Origin of the sequence: Planktothricoides raciborskii GIHE-MW2, from assembly GCF_040564635.1 — a bacterium.
Classification (GTDB): domain Bacteria; phylum Cyanobacteriota; class Cyanobacteriia; order Cyanobacteriales; family Laspinemataceae; genus Planktothricoides; species Planktothricoides raciborskii.
In genome coordinates, this window is sequence record NZ_CP159837.1 from 241189 (window position 1) to 261171 (window position 19983).

The 19983-nt window shown below is 44.6% G+C and carries 19 protein-coding genes and 2 pseudogenes; 11 read left to right on the top strand and 10 right to left on the bottom strand.

The window, feature by feature from the left end; translation table 11 throughout:
- Positions 1-62: 62 nt before the first annotated feature.
- The 5 genes and pseudogenes from ABWT76_RS00870 to ABWT76_RS00890 all read left to right on the top strand — a co-directional run bounded on the left by ABWT76_RS00870 (position 63) and on the right by ABWT76_RS00890 (position 5845).
- Positions 63-1700, top strand: a complete 1638-nt coding sequence (locus ABWT76_RS00870; protein WP_054470025.1) for a mechanosensitive ion channel — start codon at positions 63-65, stop codon at positions 1698-1700.
- Positions 1701-2800: 1100 nt separating this feature from the next.
- A complete protein-coding gene (locus ABWT76_RS00875) occupies positions 2801-3340 on the top strand; it encodes a reverse transcriptase N-terminal domain-containing protein (protein WP_255353291.1) in 540 nt (179 codons plus the stop codon).
- Positions 3304-4449, top strand: a complete 1146-nt coding sequence (locus ABWT76_RS00880; RefSeq protein WP_354635487.1) for a reverse transcriptase domain-containing protein — start codon at positions 3304-3306, stop codon at positions 4447-4449. The genes ABWT76_RS00875 and ABWT76_RS00880 overlap by 37 nt, the downstream gene beginning before the upstream one ends.
- A 149-nt stretch (positions 4450-4598) precedes the next feature.
- Positions 4599-5482, top strand: a pseudogene (locus ABWT76_RS00885) (IS630 family transposase).
- 225 nt (positions 5483-5707) lie between these two features.
- The gene (locus ABWT76_RS00890; protein WP_190880655.1) at positions 5708-5845 is read left to right on the top strand and encodes a hypothetical protein; all 138 of its coding nucleotides are present in this window, start codon (positions 5708-5710) and stop codon (positions 5843-5845) included.
- Between the two features lie 171 nt (positions 5846-6016).
- Here ABWT76_RS00890 and ABWT76_RS00895 read toward each other — a convergent pair whose 3' ends face one another.
- From ABWT76_RS00895 to ABWT76_RS00925, 7 genes and pseudogenes are all read right to left on the bottom strand, one after another.
- Positions 6017-6871 carry an MBL fold metallo-hydrolase gene (locus ABWT76_RS00895; protein WP_375341530.1) on the bottom strand — a complete coding sequence of 285 codons (855 nt, stop codon included), beginning with the start codon at positions 6869-6871 and terminating at the stop codon, positions 6017-6019.
- Positions 6872-6901: 30 nt separating this feature from the next.
- Positions 6902-7507: an aminodeoxychorismate/anthranilate synthase component II gene (locus tag ABWT76_RS00900; RefSeq protein ID WP_054469910.1), complete on the bottom strand. Its 606-nt coding sequence runs from the start codon at positions 7505-7507 to the stop codon at positions 6902-6904.
- A gap of 371 nt (positions 7508-7878) precedes the next feature.
- Positions 7879-8280: a diacylglycerol kinase family protein gene (locus ABWT76_RS00905; RefSeq protein ID WP_054469931.1), complete on the bottom strand. Its 402-nt coding sequence runs from the start codon at positions 8278-8280 to the stop codon at positions 7879-7881.
- A gap of 255 nt (positions 8281-8535) precedes the next feature.
- The gene (gene ybeY, locus ABWT76_RS00910; RefSeq protein ID WP_054469911.1) at positions 8536-9078 is read right to left on the bottom strand and encodes an rRNA maturation RNase YbeY; all 543 of its coding nucleotides are present in this window, start codon (positions 9076-9078) and stop codon (positions 8536-8538) included.
- Positions 9079-9134: 56 nt separating this feature from the next.
- Positions 9135-9353: a DUF3285 domain-containing protein gene (locus ABWT76_RS00915; protein WP_082349144.1), complete on the bottom strand. Its 219-nt coding sequence runs from the start codon at positions 9351-9353 to the stop codon at positions 9135-9137.
- Positions 9354-9572: 219 nt separating this feature from the next.
- Positions 9573-10689 (bottom strand): peptide chain release factor 2 gene (gene prfB / locus ABWT76_RS00920; RefSeq protein WP_190880649.1). Its coding sequence is split into 2 segments (ribosomal slippage): positions 9573-10616 and positions 10618-10689, totalling 1116 coding nucleotides; the frame shifts between segments, so codons are not numbered across the junction.
- Between the two features lie 288 nt (positions 10690-10977).
- Positions 10978-11178 (bottom strand): annotated as a pseudogene (locus ABWT76_RS00925) (Bax inhibitor-1 family protein); the annotation flags it as partial.
- 118 nt (positions 11179-11296) lie between these two features.
- Between ABWT76_RS00925 and ABWT76_RS00930 the strand changes: the two are divergent.
- The 3 genes from ABWT76_RS00930 (at position 11297) to ABWT76_RS00940 (ending at position 14631) form a co-directional block, all read left to right on the top strand.
- A complete protein-coding gene (locus tag ABWT76_RS00930; RefSeq protein WP_190880647.1) occupies positions 11297-12508 on the top strand; it encodes an RNA-guided endonuclease TnpB family protein in 1212 nt (403 codons plus the stop codon).
- 349 nt (positions 12509-12857) lie between these two features.
- Positions 12858-13664 carry an ABC transporter ATP-binding protein gene (locus tag ABWT76_RS00935; protein WP_190880645.1) on the top strand — a complete coding sequence of 269 codons (807 nt, stop codon included), beginning with the start codon at positions 12858-12860 and terminating at the stop codon, positions 13662-13664.
- 82 nt (positions 13665-13746) lie between these two features.
- Positions 13747-14631: a sugar phosphate nucleotidyltransferase gene (locus ABWT76_RS00940; RefSeq protein WP_054469915.1), complete on the top strand. Its 885-nt coding sequence runs from the start codon at positions 13747-13749 to the stop codon at positions 14629-14631.
- Between the two features lie 117 nt (positions 14632-14748).
- Here ABWT76_RS00940 and ABWT76_RS00945 read toward each other — a convergent pair whose 3' ends face one another.
- Both ABWT76_RS00945 and ABWT76_RS00950 read right to left on the bottom strand, forming a co-directional pair.
- Complete coding sequence (locus tag ABWT76_RS00945; RefSeq protein ID WP_190880642.1) at positions 14749-14913, bottom strand: hypothetical protein; 165 nt, start codon at positions 14911-14913, stop codon at positions 14749-14751.
- Positions 14914-14992: 79 nt separating this feature from the next.
- Entirely contained in the window at positions 14993-16096 is a 1104-nt protein-coding gene (locus ABWT76_RS00950; RefSeq protein WP_190880640.1) for a DALR anticodon-binding domain-containing protein, read from the bottom strand.
- 145 nt (positions 16097-16241) lie between these two features.
- Here ABWT76_RS00950 and ABWT76_RS00955 point away from each other — a divergent pair, with 145 nt between their 5' ends.
- The 3 genes from ABWT76_RS00955 to ABWT76_RS00965 all read left to right on the top strand — a co-directional run bounded on the left by ABWT76_RS00955 (position 16242) and on the right by ABWT76_RS00965 (position 17234).
- On the top strand, positions 16242-16499 hold the full coding sequence (locus ABWT76_RS00955; RefSeq protein ID WP_054469916.1) for a type II toxin-antitoxin system Phd/YefM family antitoxin: 258 nt from the start codon (positions 16242-16244) through the stop codon (positions 16497-16499).
- Positions 16499-16918, top strand: a complete 420-nt coding sequence (locus ABWT76_RS00960; protein WP_054469917.1) for a type II toxin-antitoxin system VapC family toxin — start codon at positions 16499-16501, stop codon at positions 16916-16918. Before ABWT76_RS00955 ends, ABWT76_RS00960 begins: the two co-directional genes overlap by 1 nt.
- Before the next feature lie 94 nt (positions 16919-17012).
- The gene (locus ABWT76_RS00965; protein WP_054469918.1) at positions 17013-17234 is read left to right on the top strand and encodes a hypothetical protein; all 222 of its coding nucleotides are present in this window, start codon (positions 17013-17015) and stop codon (positions 17232-17234) included.
- A 66-nt stretch (positions 17235-17300) separates the two neighbouring features.
- On the opposite strand, the gene ABWT76_RS00970 is transcribed toward ABWT76_RS00965, so the two are convergent.
- Positions 17301-19925: a colicin uptake protein gene (locus tag ABWT76_RS00970; RefSeq protein ID WP_354635489.1), complete on the bottom strand. Its 2625-nt coding sequence runs from the start codon at positions 19923-19925 to the stop codon at positions 17301-17303.
- Positions 19926-19983: the final 58 nt, after the last annotated feature.

Below are 19983 nucleotides of genomic sequence, written 5' to 3' on the forward strand. Positions count from 1 at the left end.
AAGATCGAGACAAGATATTTTTGGTTTGTCCGCACCGTAGAGAAGTTTAGGATAAAATCACTATGAATGAAATTTTGCAAATCACTAGGATCCCAGAATCGGGTTTAAGACTGGGGTCAAATCTGTTATTAGCTCAGGAAAATGCAGTCAGTTCTGCCCTGAGTCCTGTCACTTCGTTTTTCCAAAAAATGGGGGAACAAGTGGGTAGCTTTTTACCGAGTTTAATTGGCGCGATCGCCATCCTGCTGGTGGGTTGGATGTTGGCAAATGCTCTCGCCCTGGGAACAAAAAAACTCCTTGACGCCACGGAAATTGACAACTGGATCGCAGCTAAAGTGCTGGGTCGGCAACCAAATGACCCCAAAGTTCCTATCGAAAAATGGGTGTCCCAATTGGTGTTCTGGGTGATTATGATTTTCGCCCTGGTTGCGTTTTTCAATGTTTTAAATTTAGATATTGTTTCCCAGCCACTGAATAGTTTTTTACAACAGATATTTAACTACCTGCCCAAAATCGGCGGTGCCGTGGTAATCCTCGGAGTCGCTTGGATTGTGGCGACGATGACTAAAGCCATCGTTACCCACGGGTTGCAAAGCTTCCACTTGGACGATCGCCTAGCAGAACAAACAGGTGGCGAACAAAGCCCCTTTTCTTTGAACGAAACCCTAGCCAATGCGATGTATTGGTTCGTGTTTTTGTTCTTCCTGCCTTTGGTATTGGATGCCTTGCAGTTGCAAGGGCCACTGCAACCAGTCCAAAATCTGCTTGATACGATTCTTTCCGCATTGCCGAAGATTCTCACCGCTGTGATTATTGGGGCGATCGGTTGGTTTATTGCTTGGATTGTTCGCCGCATTATCACTAATGTTTTGGCGGCAATGGGGACGGATCAAATCGCTTCTAAGATGGGACTGACCCAAACCGATGGGGGAATGTCTCTGTCTGGGCTGATCGGCACTTTGGTCTATGTGTTGATTTTGATTCCTACGGCGATCGCGGCTCTCAATGCTCTGCAAATTGAGGCCATTTCCGCTCCAGCGGTGTCGATGCTGCAACAAATCCTGAATACTATCCCGCAGATTTTTACGGCAGCTTTAATTTTTGCCGTGTTCTATGCGATCGGCCAATTTATTTCTGAGTTGGTCGCCAAAATCTTGGCTAGTCTTGGGTTTAATAATATTTTCCAATGGCTCGGTTTGCCCACGGTTTCCCCGTCGGACAATGCAAGCAATTCTGAAACCATCTCCGTCAACAAAACTCCTTCAGAAATTGCCGGAATTGTGGTGCAAGTTGGCATTATGCTCTTTGCCGCAGTAGCCGCGAGCGAAGTGCTGGGGATGCCTGCGCTGACCCAAATTGCTCAAGGGATTCTCCAAGGTTCTGGCAACGTTTTGGTTGGTCTGCTGGTCTTTGGAATCGGTTTATATCTGGCGAATTTAGCCTTTACCCTGATTTCTGGGGCCGGTGGTGCCAACGCGAAAATTTTAGGCAATAGTGCGCGGATTTCGATTATTGCCCTATCCGGTGCAATGGCTTTACAACAAATGGGCATTGCTACGGATATTGTTAATTTAGCCTTTGGACTGCTCCTGGGCGCGATCGCCGTGGCGGTGGCGATCGCCTTTGGCTTAGGAGGTCGCGATGTGGCGGCTGAACAGTTGAGACAATGGTTATCTACCTTTAAAGATAACGACAAATAGAGAATTGATTCTGAACGGTTAACCACTCTTAGTTGACCGCTAACTGTGAGATGAAGCCACATTATTTTCTATTTTCAGTCAAAATAATGTGGCTTTGTCCGATATTTTTATATTTTTTTACTTTAAATTAACAAAAATTACTTTAAATTAACAAAAATTTAGGTGAAATGCGAACAAATAAATCAAAATAAATTAAAATAAATCAACATAAATTGGCGATCGCCCTATCCCCTAACCTGCCTAGCCAAATGTTATCAAAATTTGAAATTAGGCAGGGGTTTCCTGTGAAACCATAGCAAACAGCGAAATTTAGACAAAGGCTAATCTTTTTGATAAAATTTGATAAAATTTGAATTAACTATAATCAAAATTTGAGTGCGATTCGTTCACGCGGAAAGTGGATGGTAATTAATACCTGAAACTTGCGCTTTGTAATGGTTTCGGAAGACAGAGTACACACAGGCATCAGCCTAAATCGTAGTCACGAACCCATTAGCGCGACCTGAACTGGTCGTTTGGTAAGTAGGGTCGGCCCTACTAGGGGAGTCACACCCCCTACCCTCGCGGAAAATACCATAAAAGGTATGGTCACGCCCTAGTAGGTAACGAAACAGGCGGAATGCAGACCCCGAACGTAGCCGAAGCCAGCAGCCTAAGCCGGTTAGGAGCAAGAGGGACTCTCTCAATGGTGAATGAAAATGAATTGCCATTCAAACTGCGTCATCGTGAAACGAGCCAAATAAGGCTGACAGGCTCGAACCAAAAGGTAAAGTGGGTGGCCTTGGTGCTCAATGGTCATCAAGGCGTGTGGCCAAACTCTCACCGCAGAAGAGGCAGCACCTAACGAGAGGACGGACAATCAAACGACACAACAGGGTAAGCCCTACAGAGTCTATGGGAAGGTCGAATCCCATAGTAAGCAGACCGCAAGGAAGGCAGAACTCTCTGGAGGGTAGAGGATGAGGCAAAAAGCGAAAGCATCCCTGTAATGGGGAGATAGGGGTTCAAAATTTGCCCCTGACCGAAAGGAACAGCAGACTTGCCTTGGGTCTTATGAGAAAGAGACCAGACAGTAAAAACCATATCTGAGGACAAGTTAGATGTCGCAGCTAAAAGCAACAAACGGACCAAAGAAGCCACTGGAAGATTGGAGCCAAATTAACTGGCAAAAAGTCAACAAGCTGGTTAGGAACTTACGTCAAAGAATCTTTCTCGCGAGAAAACTTGGTAACTTTCGCAAACTAAGAAGTTTGCAAAAGTTGATGTTAAGAAGCCACGCCAACTTACTATTGTCAGTGAGGAAAATCACCCAAACCAATAAAGGAAAAGCAACGGCAGGAATTGACAAGGAAATAGTCAATACCCCAGAACAAAGGGTGAAGCTGGTAAACAACTGGAATGGCGGAACTCAAAGCCCAACCAAACGGGTAATGATACCAAAGCCAAACGGAAAGATACGACCGCTAGGAATCCCAACCGTGCGTGACAGAATCGAACAGGCAATAGTAATGAATGCATTAGAACCCGAATGGGAACCCGTGTTTGAGCCAAACTCCTACGGATTCAGACCCGGAAGAAGCTGTCAAGATGCCATTGGACTTTTATGCGACTTCAAAAAGGCAGAGACACTTGGGTTCTAGAAGCTGACATCAAAGGATTTTTCGATAATATTGCCCATGAATCCATCTTGAAACAATTAGGAAACCTACCTAAACGGGATTTAATCCAAAGATGGTTAAAAGCTGGCTATGTTCTCAAAGGGGATATCAACCCCACAAAGACGGGAACACCGCAAGGTGGGGTAATCTCACCCCTACTGGCCAACATTGGACTGCATGGTTTGGAACAATTCATTAAAACCACCAATTCAAAATTAGGCATCGTGCGGTATGCAGACGACTTTATAGTCACTGCTAAAGACAAAGGAAGTCTTGAAAAAGCCCAGACCAGAATCCAGCAATGGTTATCAGAAAGAGGACTTGAATTAAGCACGGAGAAAACGGTTATTACATCAATAGAAAAGGGCTTTGACTTTCTCGGTTTCAACCACCGCCACTATAACGGCAAACTGCTTATCAAGCCATCCAAAAAGAAGGTTTTAGCCTTCTGTAAAAGGATAGGCGAAGAAATAAAGGCAATGAATGGTTGTGAACAGGAAGTAGTCATTAAAAAGCTAAATCCGATTCTCCGAGGTTTTGCTAACTACTACAAAGGGGTAGTGAGCAAAGTAACCTTCAGCTACATCTCATCAAGAGTGTGGTACTACCTTTGGAGTTGGGCGAAGCGTCGGCATCCCAACAAAAACACAAAATGGATTCGGAAACGTTACTTTAAGACCATAAAAGGCAATAAGTGGACGTTCGCCTGTACAGGTACAGACAAACGGCGAGGGAAAGAGGTTGAAATAATTCTCTACCCAATAACTTACACTCCAATCGAGCGCCATGTAAAGGTCAAAGGGGAAGCGTCACCGGACGATCCGAGCCTCAAGGAATACTGGAAAAAACGTCACCAGAAATATGGTAAGAGCTACTGGGAGAAAAATTCCCGGAATTATAAAATCGCCCAAAACCAAAACTGGAAATGCCCTATCTGTGGCGAACCTTTATTCAACGGTGAGGAAATTGAAACCCATCATATAACACCTGTTGCAGAAGGCGGACAAAACGACATTGAAAACCTTGTGCATCTACACCAAGCGTGTCATAAGCAGGTACACAGCAAATCCAAGTCCAATCGCTTGAAATAAGGCTTGAGCCGGATGATACGAAAGTGTCAAGTCCGGTTCTTAGGGGAGGGGAGGGGAGTAATCCCTGAACCTTACCCGACTATAGCAGTCGCCAGTCCAGTTAGGACGTAGAATAAAAGAAGTTGCCAAAATTCGAGATAAATCTACCCATGTCTAATTCTTACAGCTACAACTTACGGAAAAAGGTCATAGAGGCCATTGAAATCAACGGGATGAAGAAGAGTGAAGCCAGTGAACTCTTTGGAATTAGCCGCTTTTGCGATCAATCTGTGGCTCAAGCGTAAAGAAGAAACTGGAGACTTCCATGCTAAGACATACAGACCCCCGGGTCATAGTCATAGCATAACGGACTGGGATAAGTTTCGAGCTTTTGTTGAAGAGAATGCGCTCATTAACCCAAGCTCATCTGGCTGAATTATGGGACGGTGAAATTAGTGAAAGAACCATCAGTAGGGGACTCAAAAAAATCGGCTTCACTCGCAAAAAAAAAACTTATGGATACCGGGAACGGGATGAAATAAAACGGGCAGAATTTATGGAAAAACTCGCTTCAGTCAAGCCTGAAGACATTGTATATGGCGATGAAGCTGGTATGGATAGCCGCGATGACTACAGCTATGGTGACAGTAGAAAAGGCGAACGTCTCCATGCTCTGAAGTCAGGACGACGCCTGGGGCGCCTTAATATGATTGCCGCTTTTTGTCAAGGGGAATTACGCGCTCCTTTCACCCTTGAAGGAGCCTGCAATCGGAACGTATTTGAACTCTGGTTAGAAATCTGTCTCATTCCCACCTTGAAACCGGGGCAAAAATTGGTGATTGACAACGCCACGTTTCATAGGGGAAGACGTATTGAACAACTGGTGCAAGAGGCCGGATGCGAAATTTGGTATTTACCGCCCTATTCCCCAGACTTAAATAAAATTGAGCGGTGTTGGTCTTGGCTTAAAAGCCGTATTCGACACCAACTTAAACAGTTTAACACCAGATTACGAGAGGCTATGGAGCAGGTTCTTCGGTTAGCCGGTGCTTAATTTCCTAACTGGAGTGGCGACTGCTATACCCGAAGCGAACTGCTATACAAGCCACGGGTAAACCAAAGATTCGGGTTGGCATTGGGATGCACACAGGAGTTTTGATGGCTGGCAGTGTCGGCGGCAAAAAAGGTCAAATTTTTCCGTGATTGGGGATACGGTTAATGTTGCCGCCAGACTAGAACCCATGAATAATTTACCAAAAATAATCCGTATCATTTACTGATGACTGCGGATACTTATAATTTAGTTTGCGATCGCTATTTGGGTGAGCAAGTTGATCGCATTCAACTCCGAGGCAAAGAAGAAACTACCACGATTTATGCTATTTTAGGAGAGCGATCGCCGGAAAAACCGGGTTAATTTTCCGGATTAATTTTCCGGGTTAATTTTCCGGGTTAATTTTTAGGGTTAATTTTTAGGGTTAATTTTTAGGGTTAATTTTTAGGGTTAATTTTCCAGATTACCAGATTAATTTTCTCTAATCCGGTCTAAAAAGAATTCTTTTTAGAATTCTAAAAAAATTTCTAAATTCTAAAAAGAATATTTTAAAACTTTAATCACTGGCCCTGTTTCTGGTAACTGATTCGCTTGGAGAGCGATCGCATCTCCATTCACCTCTTCCACGGGCGTATCTCCCATCACCGAAAGAAACTGATCCAGCGCCACCAAATCGCAGAGATTTGCATCTGCGGCAGCGGTCCGATATTGCGTCGGAATCACCACTTTCGGATTCAGCAATGCGATCGCTGCCTTCGCTTCTTCGGGATTATAAACTTTTGGCCCACCGCCCACTGGCAACAACAACAGATCCGGACGACCCATCAAAATTTGTTGATTAGTAGTAATCGGGGCTGCCGCACCACCGAGATGCAAAATCTTAATATCTGCTTGCGTCCACCGCCAAACCACATTTGTCCCAAAGCGGCGACCCCCGTGGCGATCGTGGTCAGTACGGACTCCCTGGATCTGTTTGTCGCGAAACTGATAAGCCCCCGGTTCTGACAATATCTGAGGTTGACCCAGCAACTCATCGATCGCCCCTTCATCCAACAACCGACTGCTAATTAAAACCAAATTAGCTTCCACTCGTGGCAAGCGATACCCAGCAGTACAACCAATACTACGGAAAGGATTCACCAAAACCCTCAGATTATCCCCCGTAAACGAAAAACAACTATGTCCCAACCATTTAATAGAAAGTTGATTTTGGGTCGTCGAAGCTTCGGGAGGTGTTGTTGGGGGGGTGGGTGAGGGGGTCGTGGATGGTGGGGGAGAAGTTTGAGATTGAACTTGGGCTTGAACAGCTTGCCATTGACCCGCGAGGCTGCTTCCCAGGGCGGCGAATAAACTGATTTGTCCGTAGCGGAGAAACTTGCGACGATTAATCATTGAATCTTGGTTACTGGGTCTTGGTTACTAAGTGTTAGATAGGGAGGAAGCTTGGTGGAGAAAATTTCTCAGGAGTTGCTTGCCAGAAATGGTCAAAATACTTTCTGGGTGGAACTGGACGCCCTGAATATGTGGATAGTTCCGATGCTGCACCCCCATAATCGTGCCATCGCTAACCCAGGCGGTAATTTCCAAGTCTTTCGGGCAGCTTTCCCGGTCAATCACCAGACTGTGATATCGAGTGGCGACAAATGGGTTAGACAATCCGGCAAAAACACCGACCCCAGTATGATAAACCTCAGAGGTTTTGCCGTGCATCAGTTCTGGCGCGGAGACAATATTGCCGCCAAATACTTGACCGATCGCTTGATGACCGAGACAAACTCCTAAAATCGGTAAAGTTGGGCCGAGTTCTCGGATCAAATCTACGGAAATTCCCGCATCTTCTGGTCTTCCAGGACCTGGGGAAATCAGCACCGCATCCGCACCAGATTGGCGAATTTCACTGAGAGTGATTTGATCGTTGCGATATACCCGGAGGTCTGCGGCTATGGAAAACTCAGGCGCAAGTTCTCCTAAATACTGAACCAGGTTATAGGTGAAGCTGTCGTAATTATCAATAACAATGATCAAGGCTATGACTCCTTATCAATTTGGTAGATGGTCTCCGACTAATTAGGAGAGAGGGGCTCCCGGGGCTTTTGGGGCCTGGGGTGTGGGGCCTGGGGTGTGGGGTGTGGGGTGTGGGGTGTGGGGGAGAAGAAAGGGCCGCCATCGGTGTAGGGTGTGGGGGGAAGAGAGAAAAGAGAATAGAGAAAAGAGAATAGAGAATAGAGAATTTTCCTATGCATCCTCTTTACTCTTTCCTATGCATCCTATGCATCCTCTTCCCCTACACCCTACACCCTACACCCTACACCCTACACCCTCTCAAACCCCTACACCCTACACCCTCTCAAACCCCTACACCCTACACCCTACACCCTACACCCCTGCCCCTCTCCTTAACCCAAGAATGATTTTACCAGCAGATACAAAGGCGGTAACAGCAAACATCCCGCCACCGTAATCGCCGCAAAAGATGAAATCAGCACTGCTGCTGCTGCACAATCTTTGGCAATTTTAGCGAGTTGGTGGTACGTTTGCTCAACGGTGAGATCGACTAATGACTCAATGGCAGTATTCAAAAGTTCCATTGCCAACACCGCCCCAATAGTCAGAGTAATAATAGAAATTTCCACCAAACTCACTTGCAAAAAAACACCCAGGGCAATTGCCGTGGAACCAATAATCACATGGATCCGAAAATTGCGTTGGGTGTTAAAGGCATACTGTACGCCTTCCCAGGCATATTTAAAACTAACAAAAAGGTTACTGGCTACTTTCCAGGAAAATTCCCGTTTCATTTTGGCTGTATCAGGCGATCGCCCCCAAGAAGTATTGAATTGTGGCTGTGAGTCTTGCCGTAGTTCTGGTCGTGAGTCGTGATGTTTTGCGGCTGCTTCAACAGATGGCGCCGGGGAAAATCGCGATGTAGGGGTGATACGCGCATCACCCCTACTGTTTCCATTGTTGCTGGCAGACGACTTATCGCGTTGATCTAGGGTCATGGCTTTAAAAGCATCTCTATAGGCTATTGGGTCTATCTTAATTAACCCAGTCTATATGCTGCTATCAGTAATATAAGTGTCCTGGGGACCGAAAACTGTCAAACCAACCGCCTGAAGCAAAATTTCTTGTTGCTCCAGCATCTCGGTTAAACTTTCTTCATCCGGGTGATCCCAGCCCAACAGGTGCAACAAGCCATGAGCTGCTAACCAAGCCAATTCGGTGGTTAAAGAATGCCCTTGTTTTTCCGCTTGTCGCTGGGCAGTTTCCACGGAAATCACAATATCACCCAGATAAAGAGGAATCTCCGATATTAACTCATCCGGCTGAGGGCAATTTACCTCTAAAGCCGCAAACGATAACACATCAGTGGGTTTATCTTGCTGACGGTACTGGCAATTTAGATGTTGAATTTCCTCATCGTCACTCAGACGTAACGTTAACTCATATCCCGATGCTTGGGGCAAGTCCGCTTCAAGGCGATCGCACCAAATTTCTAACCAATTTTGCCAAGTTTCCAGATCGATAGTTTTGTCAGGAATTCTTGAAATTTCGGTTTCCCAGAAATTGTCCTGCACATTAATTTCTAAATTCATCGAGGGTTTTGTTACTCCTGCATCCGTTACCAGTACCGTCATGTCACCGACCTAAATCATCGACCTAAATAGGCAACCCCAACCAGAAATGCTAACAGACCAATGGTTGTTAGCGCAAAATGCTTTAAAGAGGTTCTGCCTTTTCGCACCATATTTCGCATCGCGAGTTTGACATAACTCGGTGGCGGTTCTTGGGTTGCGGGGTTTGCCTCTGTCCCAGGGGCAACGGTTTGATTTTCTACGGTGATTTCTTCAGAAGAAGATGGTTGACTCATTGATTGATCTCGATCGGGATAAAGGATAATTTGGTTGTTTGTTGATTGTTGTTTGTTGATTGTTGTTTGTTGTTGGTTGATTGTTGTTTGTTGATTGTTGGTGGGTAGGGATTCTATTGTTGGTGGTTGACAAACAACAAACAACAAACAACAAAGAACAAACAACAATCAACCAAAGAATCCCTACCCAACAAACAACAAATAACAAACAACAATCAACTAATTATTTACAGCGATTTGATTTTCCTGACGGAGATAGGCTTCAATAAAATCATCGATTTCCCCATTCATCACATCAGTAATCGCGGTGGTTTCTACGCTAGTGCGTAAGTCTTTTACCAGTTGATAGGGATGAAAGACATAGTTACGAATTTGGTTGCCCCAAGCTGCTTCTACCATATCGCCGCGAATTTCGGCAATTTCCGCTGCTCGTTGTTCTTGGGCAATCACCAATAATTTAGCTTTCAAGAGGGTGAGGGCTTTTTCTTTGTTTTGCAACTGCGATCGCTCCTGGGAACAACGCACCGCCAAACCTGTGGGTAAATGAACTACCCGCACGGCGGTTTCTACCTTGTTCACATTTTGCCCGCCTTTGCCCCCAGACCGCGAGGTAGTAATCTCCAAATCCTTATCGGGAATGTCCAATTGCACCGAGTGATCCAGAATGGGCATCACTTCCACCCCGGCAAAGCTAGTCTGTCTTTTGCCGTTGGCATTAAATGGCGAAATTCTCACCAATCGATGAGTGCCTTTTTCTGCTTTCAGATAGCCATAAGCATAGCGCCCTTCTATTTCCAAAGTGGCGGATTTAAGTCCCGCTTCATCTCCTTCGGAAATTTCCATCAAATGCACTTTATAGCCTTGGTTTTCACCCCAACGGGTGTACATTCGCAGCAACATTTCTGCCCAATCCTGAGCATCGGTGCCCCCAGCGCCTGCATTAATCGTCAAAACAGCCCCACTTTCGTCATAAAGACCAGAGAGTAACTGTTCCAACTCCCAGCGATCGAGTTCGTGATTTAGCTGAGTAATATTGGTGTGGGCTTCACTCGCTAACGATTCATCATTTTCTAGTTCCAGAAGTTCAAAAATCGCTTTTGTATCTTCTAAGCGATTTTTCCAGCGGTAATACTGCTCTAGATGTGACTTGAGGTCATTGAGTTCTTGCATCAACTGTTGAGCATTGGCTTGGTCATCCCAGAAGTCGGATTGGGCTGCCAGTTGCTCTAAGTCGTGAATTTTTGCGTTTAAGGCGGGAATGTCAAAGATAGTCCTGGGTTTTCCCCAGGCGATTCGACAGGGTTTCGACTTCGCGTTTAATGTCTACCAATTCCATAAGCTTCAAGAAATCTAATGAACCTCTTTTGTCTTTATTATAAGGAATTTACCATGAGCGATCGCACCTAATTGATTCAATGACAAGAAAAAATTCTCTCCAACGCGATCTTATTTTTGCCCGCTAGTGAGCGGGACGCCGGGGAGCCAGGGCGCCGGGGAGCAGAGGCGAAAGAATTTGGCTAATGCGATCGCTCCCGGTGGTGAAGCTTTGTCAATAAAAAGGACAAGGCCAAAACCTTGTCCCGCGATCGCTAATGGGCGATTAATTACGGATTAATTGCGCGAATTAATTCCGACGATTCAACGCAATCAACAACCGCAGAATAAACACAAACAGGTTGATATAGGTCAAATACATCGACAACGCCGCACTGAGATACTGGCTATTCCGGTAAGTGCGAGGGAGAACATAAAAATCCACCACGGCACAACCACAAAACAGCAACACCCCAGTCCCAGAAATACCAATTTCTAGCCAGGTGGGGGTATTGTAAAGTTTCAATAAAAATCTAGCCAGATCTAGTCATGTATGGTTATATATAGACATAAGATTGGGCATCTCTCACTTAAATCACTGGCGATGTCACCTTAATCATAAACCAGTCATGCAACTTGTAGAAAAACATATAATTAGCAAAAATCACTATTTGTTCAAAGAGGCAGACTATTTGTGCTTTCTGTCTAAAAATTTGTTCAACTATGCTAATTATATGATTCGTCAACAATTCTTTGCCACTGGAGAATACCTGAACTACTACTCCATCCAAAAAAGATGCCAAGGGACTCCAGATTATATCGCCTTACCTGCCAAGGTGGCGCAGCAAGTGTTATTACGATTGCATGAAAGTTGGCAATCTTTTTTAAGCGCTAACCAAGAATACAAAAAATATCCAGAAAAGTTTCAATCTCGGCCTCAAATTCCCAAGTATAAACATAAAACCCTGGGGCGAAACGTCGTCACTTATACGGCTCAAGCTGTCAGTCAAACGGCATTAAAGAGAGGCTTGATTCATCTGTCTAAAACTCAAATAGTCTTGACAACTCAGGTCAAAGATGTTTGTCAAGTAAGAATCGTCCCCGGCTTGGCACATTATAAAATAGAAGTCGTTTACTCAGCCCCGGAAAACCCTGTAAAGACTAAATCAGGGGGCATTGCGGGGCTTGATATCGGCTTAAATAATCTGGCCACAGTTACGGCAAATAAACAAGATTTTCAACCATTAATCATCAATGGAAAACCCCTAAAATCAATCAATGCTTATTTTCATAAGAAGCGGGCGGCTCTACAATCATTATTAGCCCCCAAACAGAAAACATCTCATCAAATAAGTCGGCTTACCCATAAAAGAAACTGTAAAATAGATAATTATCTACATAATGCGAGTCGTTGGCTAATCGATCATCTTGTCGCTAACTCAATCGAGACCTTGGTGATTGGTAAAAATGACCATTGGAAAACTGGCATCAACTTGGGCAAAAGAACCAATCAAAATATGGTGTCAATTCCTCATGCCCGATTTATTCAGATGTTGACTTATAAAGCTCAATTAGTCGGCATTAAGGTCGTATTGATTACGGAAGAATACACCTCGAAGTGTTCGTTTCTTGACCAAGAACCTTTGTGCAAACTAGAAGTGTATCAAGGCAGAAGAATCCATCGAGGACTGTTTCGGTCAGGAAATGGGACTTTAATTAATGCTGACGTGAATGGTTCGTTAAATATCATCCGAAAAGCATTCCCCAACGCTTTTTCTGAGGGGATACAGGGGGTAGTAGTACCTCCCGTAAGGGTGACACCTTACAAAATGGTTGGATAGGGCAAGTGTCATATTTGTCTATAAAATCTGTAACTATTGCTCATATCCGTTTTTGATGGTTAATTGACATCTATGTATATTTTATATATTAGACAATTCTGACAAATTCTTATGCATCCCCCCTTGGCTAGGGGGGTTGGGGGGATCGATCCGGTTTTGGGAAAGCAAGAAGTCTATTTTTTATTCCCTGAACCAGAAATATCCGCAAGGGCGAACCATGACCGTAAGCAATTTCTGTTTTTAACCATATTATTATTATCCCTGTTTTGGAGATGATTGTTGATGGCTTGAAAAAAACTGAGTAAAAAAATTTAAGCAAAAGATACCGGAGATGGAGGAATAAGCGGTTTTGGCACAATCAAATATAAATCAACCTGAATTAGTCGGCGATCGCCCCTCGGAGGCTGTACCGAAACTAGCAGCGATCGCCCTAAGCAAAAAATTTGCTCAATTGTCAGTATTAGAAAACATTAATTTTCAAGTTGATGCCAATGAATTTGTCTGTATTGTCGGGGCATCCGGTTGTGGAAAATCGACTTTACTGAATATTATTGCTGGATTGATGTCGCCCACTTCTGGACAAGTGTTATTAGATGGCGAAATAGTTTTCGGGCCGGGGTCAGACCGAGGGATGATTTTTCAAAATTATTCCCTATTTCCTTGGTTAACCGTGGCGGATAATATCGGCTTTGGTTTAGAACTTAGAAAAATATCTTCGGCAGAAAAAAAAGACCGAATTAATTATTTTTTAGAGGTGGTAGGTTTAAGCAAATTTGCCCAAGCTTATCCCAAAGAACTGTCTGGAGGGATGAAACAAAGAGTGGCGATCGCTCGGTCTTTAGCCAATCAACCAGAAGTATTGCTGATGGATGAACCTTTTGGGGCATTGGATGCCCAAACCAAAGAACAAATGCAGCAATTTCTCTTGCAACTTTGGCAGCAAACCCACACCACCATTTTAATGATTACTCACGATGTTGAGGAAGCCATATTTCTGTCCCAAAGAATTTATGTAATGACCGCCAATCCCGGTAAAATTAAACAAGAAATTCCCATCACCTTGTCTGGGGAGCGAGATTTAGAGATGAAACTTTCCCCGGATTTTCTGGAAATCAAGAAAACAGTGATTCACTCATTGCGCGGGGTATCTCCGTGAAAAAATGAATCTATTAATTTTGGTAAAAAATTTAATGAATGGTATAATTAACTCATCACAAATTAAATAATTAATAATCAAGATGACTCAGATAAAATATCCAGTAAAAAAGGCAGTAATTCCAGCGGCTGGGTTTGGCACCCGACTCTTTCCCGCTACCAAGGCAGTGAAAAAAGAACTGTTTCCCATTATAGACCGGCAAGGGCAAGCCAAACCCGTAATTTTAGCCCTGGTTGAAGAAATGATTGATGCCGGAATTGAAGAAATTGGGATTGTAGTTCAACCCGGCGATCGCGCCATATTTGCGGATTTTTTTCACCAAACCCCAGAATATTTTGCTAAACTATCTCAGGAAAATCAAGCATATAGCCAATTAATCCAAGAAATAGGCGATCGCATCACCTTTTTGACCCAAGAAACCCAAGATGGATTTGGTCATTGTGTGTATTGTGCCAAAGACTGGGTAAATAACCAGCCGTTTTTGCTTTCTTTGGGGGATCATGTTTATCTCTCAGACACAGATATTTCTTGTGCGCGGCAACTCTTAAATATTTATGAACAAACCGGGACAAGTGTAGTGGGATTAACGGTGACTGCCGCTGAAGAAATTCATCACTGTGGTTGTGTGGCTGGAACCTGGCAAGAGTCGAACACTTTATTATCCGTGACTGAACTTGCTGAAAAGCCAGATTTAGAATATGCCAGAAAACATTTATCTATAGAAGGTATCCCTCAAGATTCATTTCTCACCATATTCGGCCTTTATGTGTTAAACCCCAGAATTTTTGACTATTTAGAAGCGAATATTACCCAGAATATTCGGGAACGGGGTGAATTTCAACTCACCTCTTGTTTAGAACAATTACGTCAAGCAGAAGGAATGCTCGGATATCTGGTAAAAGGACGGTCTTTTGATATCGGTAGACCAGATGCTTATAGACAAACTCTGATTGATTTTCGTGATTGATTTTCTGGCTGGTTAAACTACCTAGAAACCAGAGCCGAGAAACCGGGTTTCTACGAGCGCTTTCACAGTAGGGGCGACGAGCGCATTCGCCCCTACATATCCACAACAGAAACCCGGTTATTTCGGGGACAAAAAAGCGCGATCGCCTACCCTGAACCCAGAAACGGGGTTTCTTTTTTGGTTTCTAGGGGCGACGAGCGCATTCGCCCCTACATATTCACCACAGAAACCCGGTTTCTTTGCTTGGGGGAAATGAGCGATCGCCTGTAACTCAGAAACCAAATTTTTACCCCTGATTTAGGTCAATAGCCCAAAATGAAATGATCCGAAAACCCGGTTTTTTAGGTTTGTGTTTAATGAATCAATTAACTCCTGCTAGTTCTGCGGCTTGAATTTTTAAAACATTCTGCAAAATATCAAAAAATGTCTGTTTGACCTTCAAGAGTAAGGTGCAATTTTCAGCATCCAGGGTTAGGGATTTAAACCACAACTCACAGGTTTCTCTGAGGGTTTCGAGGTGTTGACAGAGGAGATGGGGAGCCAATTCTTTGGCACTCTGTTCTAGGATTTGGGGAGTAGATTGGAGTTGATGGGTGAGGGTGAGGGTGTGAGGATTGTCTCCTGGGTTTTCAGATGAGGATGGGGGGATGGCAGTGATTTGCCATTGGTCGTTGGTGTCCAGTTCAATAATGCCCTGTTGAGCGGCACGTTTTAGGAGGGCGCAACAACGAGCATGGGTGGCTTGAACACGATAAAGGCTATCAGCCGGAGTGGGTTGTCCGGCGGTGCTAATATTAATCGGAGCAACGCCGGTTAAAGGAACGCGGAAACTGTGCCAACGCAGCGCATCCATACCGATCTCTTTGATGAGTTCATCCGTGGCGATGTCGGGAATAGGATGGATTTTTTGGCTGGGTTTGTGAAAGGCGTAGAGTTTGATCGGTTGAACGATGATGAATTGAAATTGCTCTTTGGTGTAGCCCAAGCATTGCATCGCGGCATTGATAAGAACATCATATTTGCCATAGTTAGAGGGACGTAAAACGATGATTTTGTCGCAATGTTCTTGCAGAATTTGATCATAAATAGCAAGGTCTTTTAGGAGTTGGGTATATTCGCCGTTACGGTGTTGGAGAACTCTGTCGCAGTCGTCCCTAAAGTCGGCTGTTTTGATAAACCAGTCTTTGGGTTCGTCTTTGAGGGTGGTTTGTTCGATATCGGGGGGTAAGTCGGCGGCGAACTGGCGCGACATCGAGGCTTGGTAGATTTTGGAATGGGTTTTGAGGGTTTTAAGGAAGGTTTCGGGGTTGGGGGTTGGTTTGGGAGGGGCGATCGGGGTGTGGTTGGTTTGTTGGAGTAGGCTTTTGAAGGTGCCGGTGAAGGTAAAGCGCAGATCGGCTGATGAGGTGAGTTGCTCTGGGCGGATGGGTATCGAGAGAGTGTAGGTTAGGTGTGGTTTGGTCATAGCGAAGTTTTGGGGTGATGAGGGTTAGGTCGGATCAACTTTCTATTTTTTTGTTTGGTGAGCCTCTTGCCTGTGGCCTATTTTGCCTTGATTTAAGATATAACTGGACTAGACCAGTCGTACAATTTTGTCAGGAGGTTGATTGATGAATAAAATTACCGTAGAAGAAATTACTCAAGATTTGAACTACTATCTTCAACGGGCAAAAGCTGGAGAAAGTTTTGTGATTTTTCAAGCAGACCAACCTATTGCTAAAATTATTTCGGCTAAATCTGAGGGTGTTTTAGAGGCTTTTGATGATTTTCGCTCCAGAATTATTTCAGAAGGAATTGATTTAGATGGCGATGAAATCTTTGCTGATGTTCGGGACTACACCCCGACTACTGAAAAACCTTGCTGGTGATGAGCGTGAAATTTCTGCTGGATACCAACATCATTTCGGAAAGTATCAAACTACAGCCTAATGATATTTTTCTGGAGCATTTTCGACAGAATCTTGAAGAATCAGCGATCGCATCGGTGACATGGCATGAGCTTCTTTATGGGTTATACCGATTACCGGAGTCTCGGCGAAAAAAGAATTTGTCTGATTACTTAACCCAGGTGATCCAAGCAAAAATGATCATACTGCCGTACTGTGATGCTGCCGCCGGATGGTTTGCGGCTGAACGTGCCAGACTGACTGCTTTGGGTCGAATGCCGTCATACCCGGATGGGCAGATCGCTGCGATCACTAGGGTCAATCATTTGATTCTTGTGACTCGTAATGTTTCAGACTTTGCGGACTTTGAAGGACTGACTATTGAAAATTGGTTTGTTTAGAGAGAATTGAAGACATAGCGCAGATCCGTAAATGTGGTAATTTACGCGGGGTGGATGGGTGGGCGATCGAGGTAGGTTTGTTGGGGTTTGGTTCATGGTGTTGTTTTGGGGTAACGAGGGTTGGGGGGCGATCGCTTTTTTAGTGCGCGATCGCCCCCCAAAAAAGCGATCGCCTTCCTGTAAAAAAAGCAGGGGACTCAGAAACCGGGTTTCTTTTCTTGGTTCCACAGTTAACTTTGGTATTCATAAAAGAAACCCGGTTTCTTTGCTGGGATACTCAGCGGGTCCGGGTTTCTTTTCTCGCTGCCACAGTTAACTGTGATATTCACAGCCGAAACCCGGTTTCTTTGCTTGGGGGTTCAGAAACCCGGTTTCTTTGCCTTTATTTCTCCGATCCAGAATTGATCGGACTAATTAAACCACTGGCAGTGCCAAAGAGATTAATCGGGTTTTTCCCATCAGTAATTAACACACTTTGAATCCCCAGGGCTTCCAAAAGTCGCGCCTGCATTTCTGGGCCGGCTTGGGCCATTGCCCGTAAAGTATCTGCCCCAATTGCTTGCACTTTTTGGGCAAATTCTGTGCTGTTAATTTCCGCCATCCGCTGGGCTTTGGCAATTTCCAGATTTACTAAGGCTTGTTTGTGGGTTAATTCGGCCTCCTGACGCGCTTTTAATTGGGCTAATTCCACCTCAGCCCGAATTTGTGCTGCTTGCGCTTCTTGCTGGGCTAAACTAACTGCGAGTTGCCCTTCAATTTGGGCGGCTTCTGCTTTTGCTCGTGCCTCAGCGATCGCCTGCCCTGTGGATTCAATGGCCGCATTTTCTGCTTCCAATGCTAACAGATTTTTCCGTTCAACTTCGGCGGCTGCTTTATCAATAATTTGCTGTCTTTCTAAGCGTGCTTCTGCTTCTTGTTCAATGCGGGCGGCATCATGGCGAGCGGCGGCTTCTTGGGCATCGGTGGTAATTTGAATGGCAATTTGTACCGACTTTTGCAGACTTTTTAATGTTTCTTCATCTACTGGTTCAACAGATTGAATGTCCACATTAAAAATAACTAGATTATTCGTTCTAAATCGTAATTCATCCCGAATATGCCCTTGATCATCAATGCCAAATACCGCTTGGCGAATAATTCGCGCCGAATTGCGGTGGAATTCATCAAAAGGCACCCCAGCAACCGCACCCCGAACCCGCGAGGCGATCGCCTTACAAGCGGTATCCACAAAATCAGGGGCTTGAAATAGTTTTGCGGCAGCATCTTGATTATTTTTATCCACCTCAAAATACCAGTTATAAGATAAGCGCAATTGCAAGCGAGCATGATCGGAAGTTTCCACCGTAAACAAATCGGTCATAAAATCTGGCCCTAATAATAAAGCCAGGGATTTGATCACATGAGGACGCTTGGGAACACTGCCCGATAAACTTAAGACCGTAAAAGCTTCATCAGGGCCAAGCATCACCAATTCTGGGCCAAAAACAGTCCGGGCAGTTCGTTCTTTATAATCATGGATTTGTACCGCAGCATTTTGGGGGACATGAAACACCACAGCGCGGGTTTTATCTCGTTGAGAAAACCCAAAATCATTCTCGCCATTTTCTGATTTTTTACCCCGATATCGTCCTCGTTCAGAAACCGGATCATTTTTAATCGCCAGCAGTTCTTCCACAATGGGGGGCAATTCTTTTTCCCAGAGTTCTTCATAGGGAGAAAGCATATATGCTTGTGGCCCACTGACTAATTTTAATTCCCCGGTTTGAATGTTGCGGACATAAATCCCTTCATTTTTATCTAAGGGAATGGCTTGACGTTTTTCGATTACTTCTACTTCCACCAAGGGAATATAATCTCGTGGCCCTGGTATCATCCATAAATCACCGGGTTGATGGTGAATAATATTGTCCCCGGAACCTTCGCTAAAAGCTTCTGTTGCTCGTAATAATAATGCCTCTTGTTCACCGAGTACATAAACGGTTTGAATGCCGTCTTCCAAAGATTCACCAGGATGTAAAAAGAAAGAGGCGCGTCCTTGACGAACTTCGCGCATTCCTAACTGCGGTTTACCCTGTGAATCGATGGGGTCTACTACGATACACCATTCGCGATCGCTTAGGGTGGTAATTTCCACTTCTCCCACCACTTCTTCATAGACATCTGGAATATGAATCTCCGCCTGTTCTATGGTGACTAACCACTCATCACCGGCTTTACGATTGCGGCCAAAAATGTCGGTAAAAGTGCGTTTTGCTCGCAGATGTAATGCTTTGCGCTCGGTCAACACATAAGCATCAAAAATGCCGATTAGTTCTTCATCAACTCCGGGTAAATAAGCCCCCTCTTCTCGGACTAGCCATTCTTCCCCTGCGCGACGACGGTTTCCCAGGCGATCGATGCAATTTTTGCGGGCCATTAACCGTAACGCTTGATTGGGTTTAATCACGATCGCACTCACGGTTTTGAGCACTTCCACTTCGACGCGAGGAATATAAGTTCCCGACCCTTCAAACAGCCATTCATCCCCCGCAACCCGCTGAATTGTTTGACTGTCTCCGTTAATTGTGACGGTTTCGGTGAAATCCCGAATCGCTTTTAATCGCAGGGCATAATTAGTTTCTACTACCTGCAATTGGGTGACTTTTTGTTCTAGGATTTCCCCAGGATATAAGGGAAATGGGGGTTGATCTAAACGAATTTCGCGATCGCCATAACGGAGTTGAATTTGACCATATTGATCCGCGATCGGTTGACCCGTTTCATCCCGCAAAACCGGATTAGAAACAATACAATAATAACGGGGGGGCACCACAATCATCGGCGAGGGTTTTAAAATTAACCGTTCGTGGTCACGCAGGGTAATCGTTTGTGGGCCAACTTCTAAGCGGGTGACGCCAGTATTATTATCTAAAACGTGAATAAACTGTTGTGGTTTTAGCCGAATAATGCCATTCACCACTTCTGAAGTGATTTCCGGGGTATTTTCCATTGCCTGAATTTTACTCATTTGAGAAACTTATTTATGGAATAGGGAAATTTGCGATCGCGGCGCGATCGATATATTT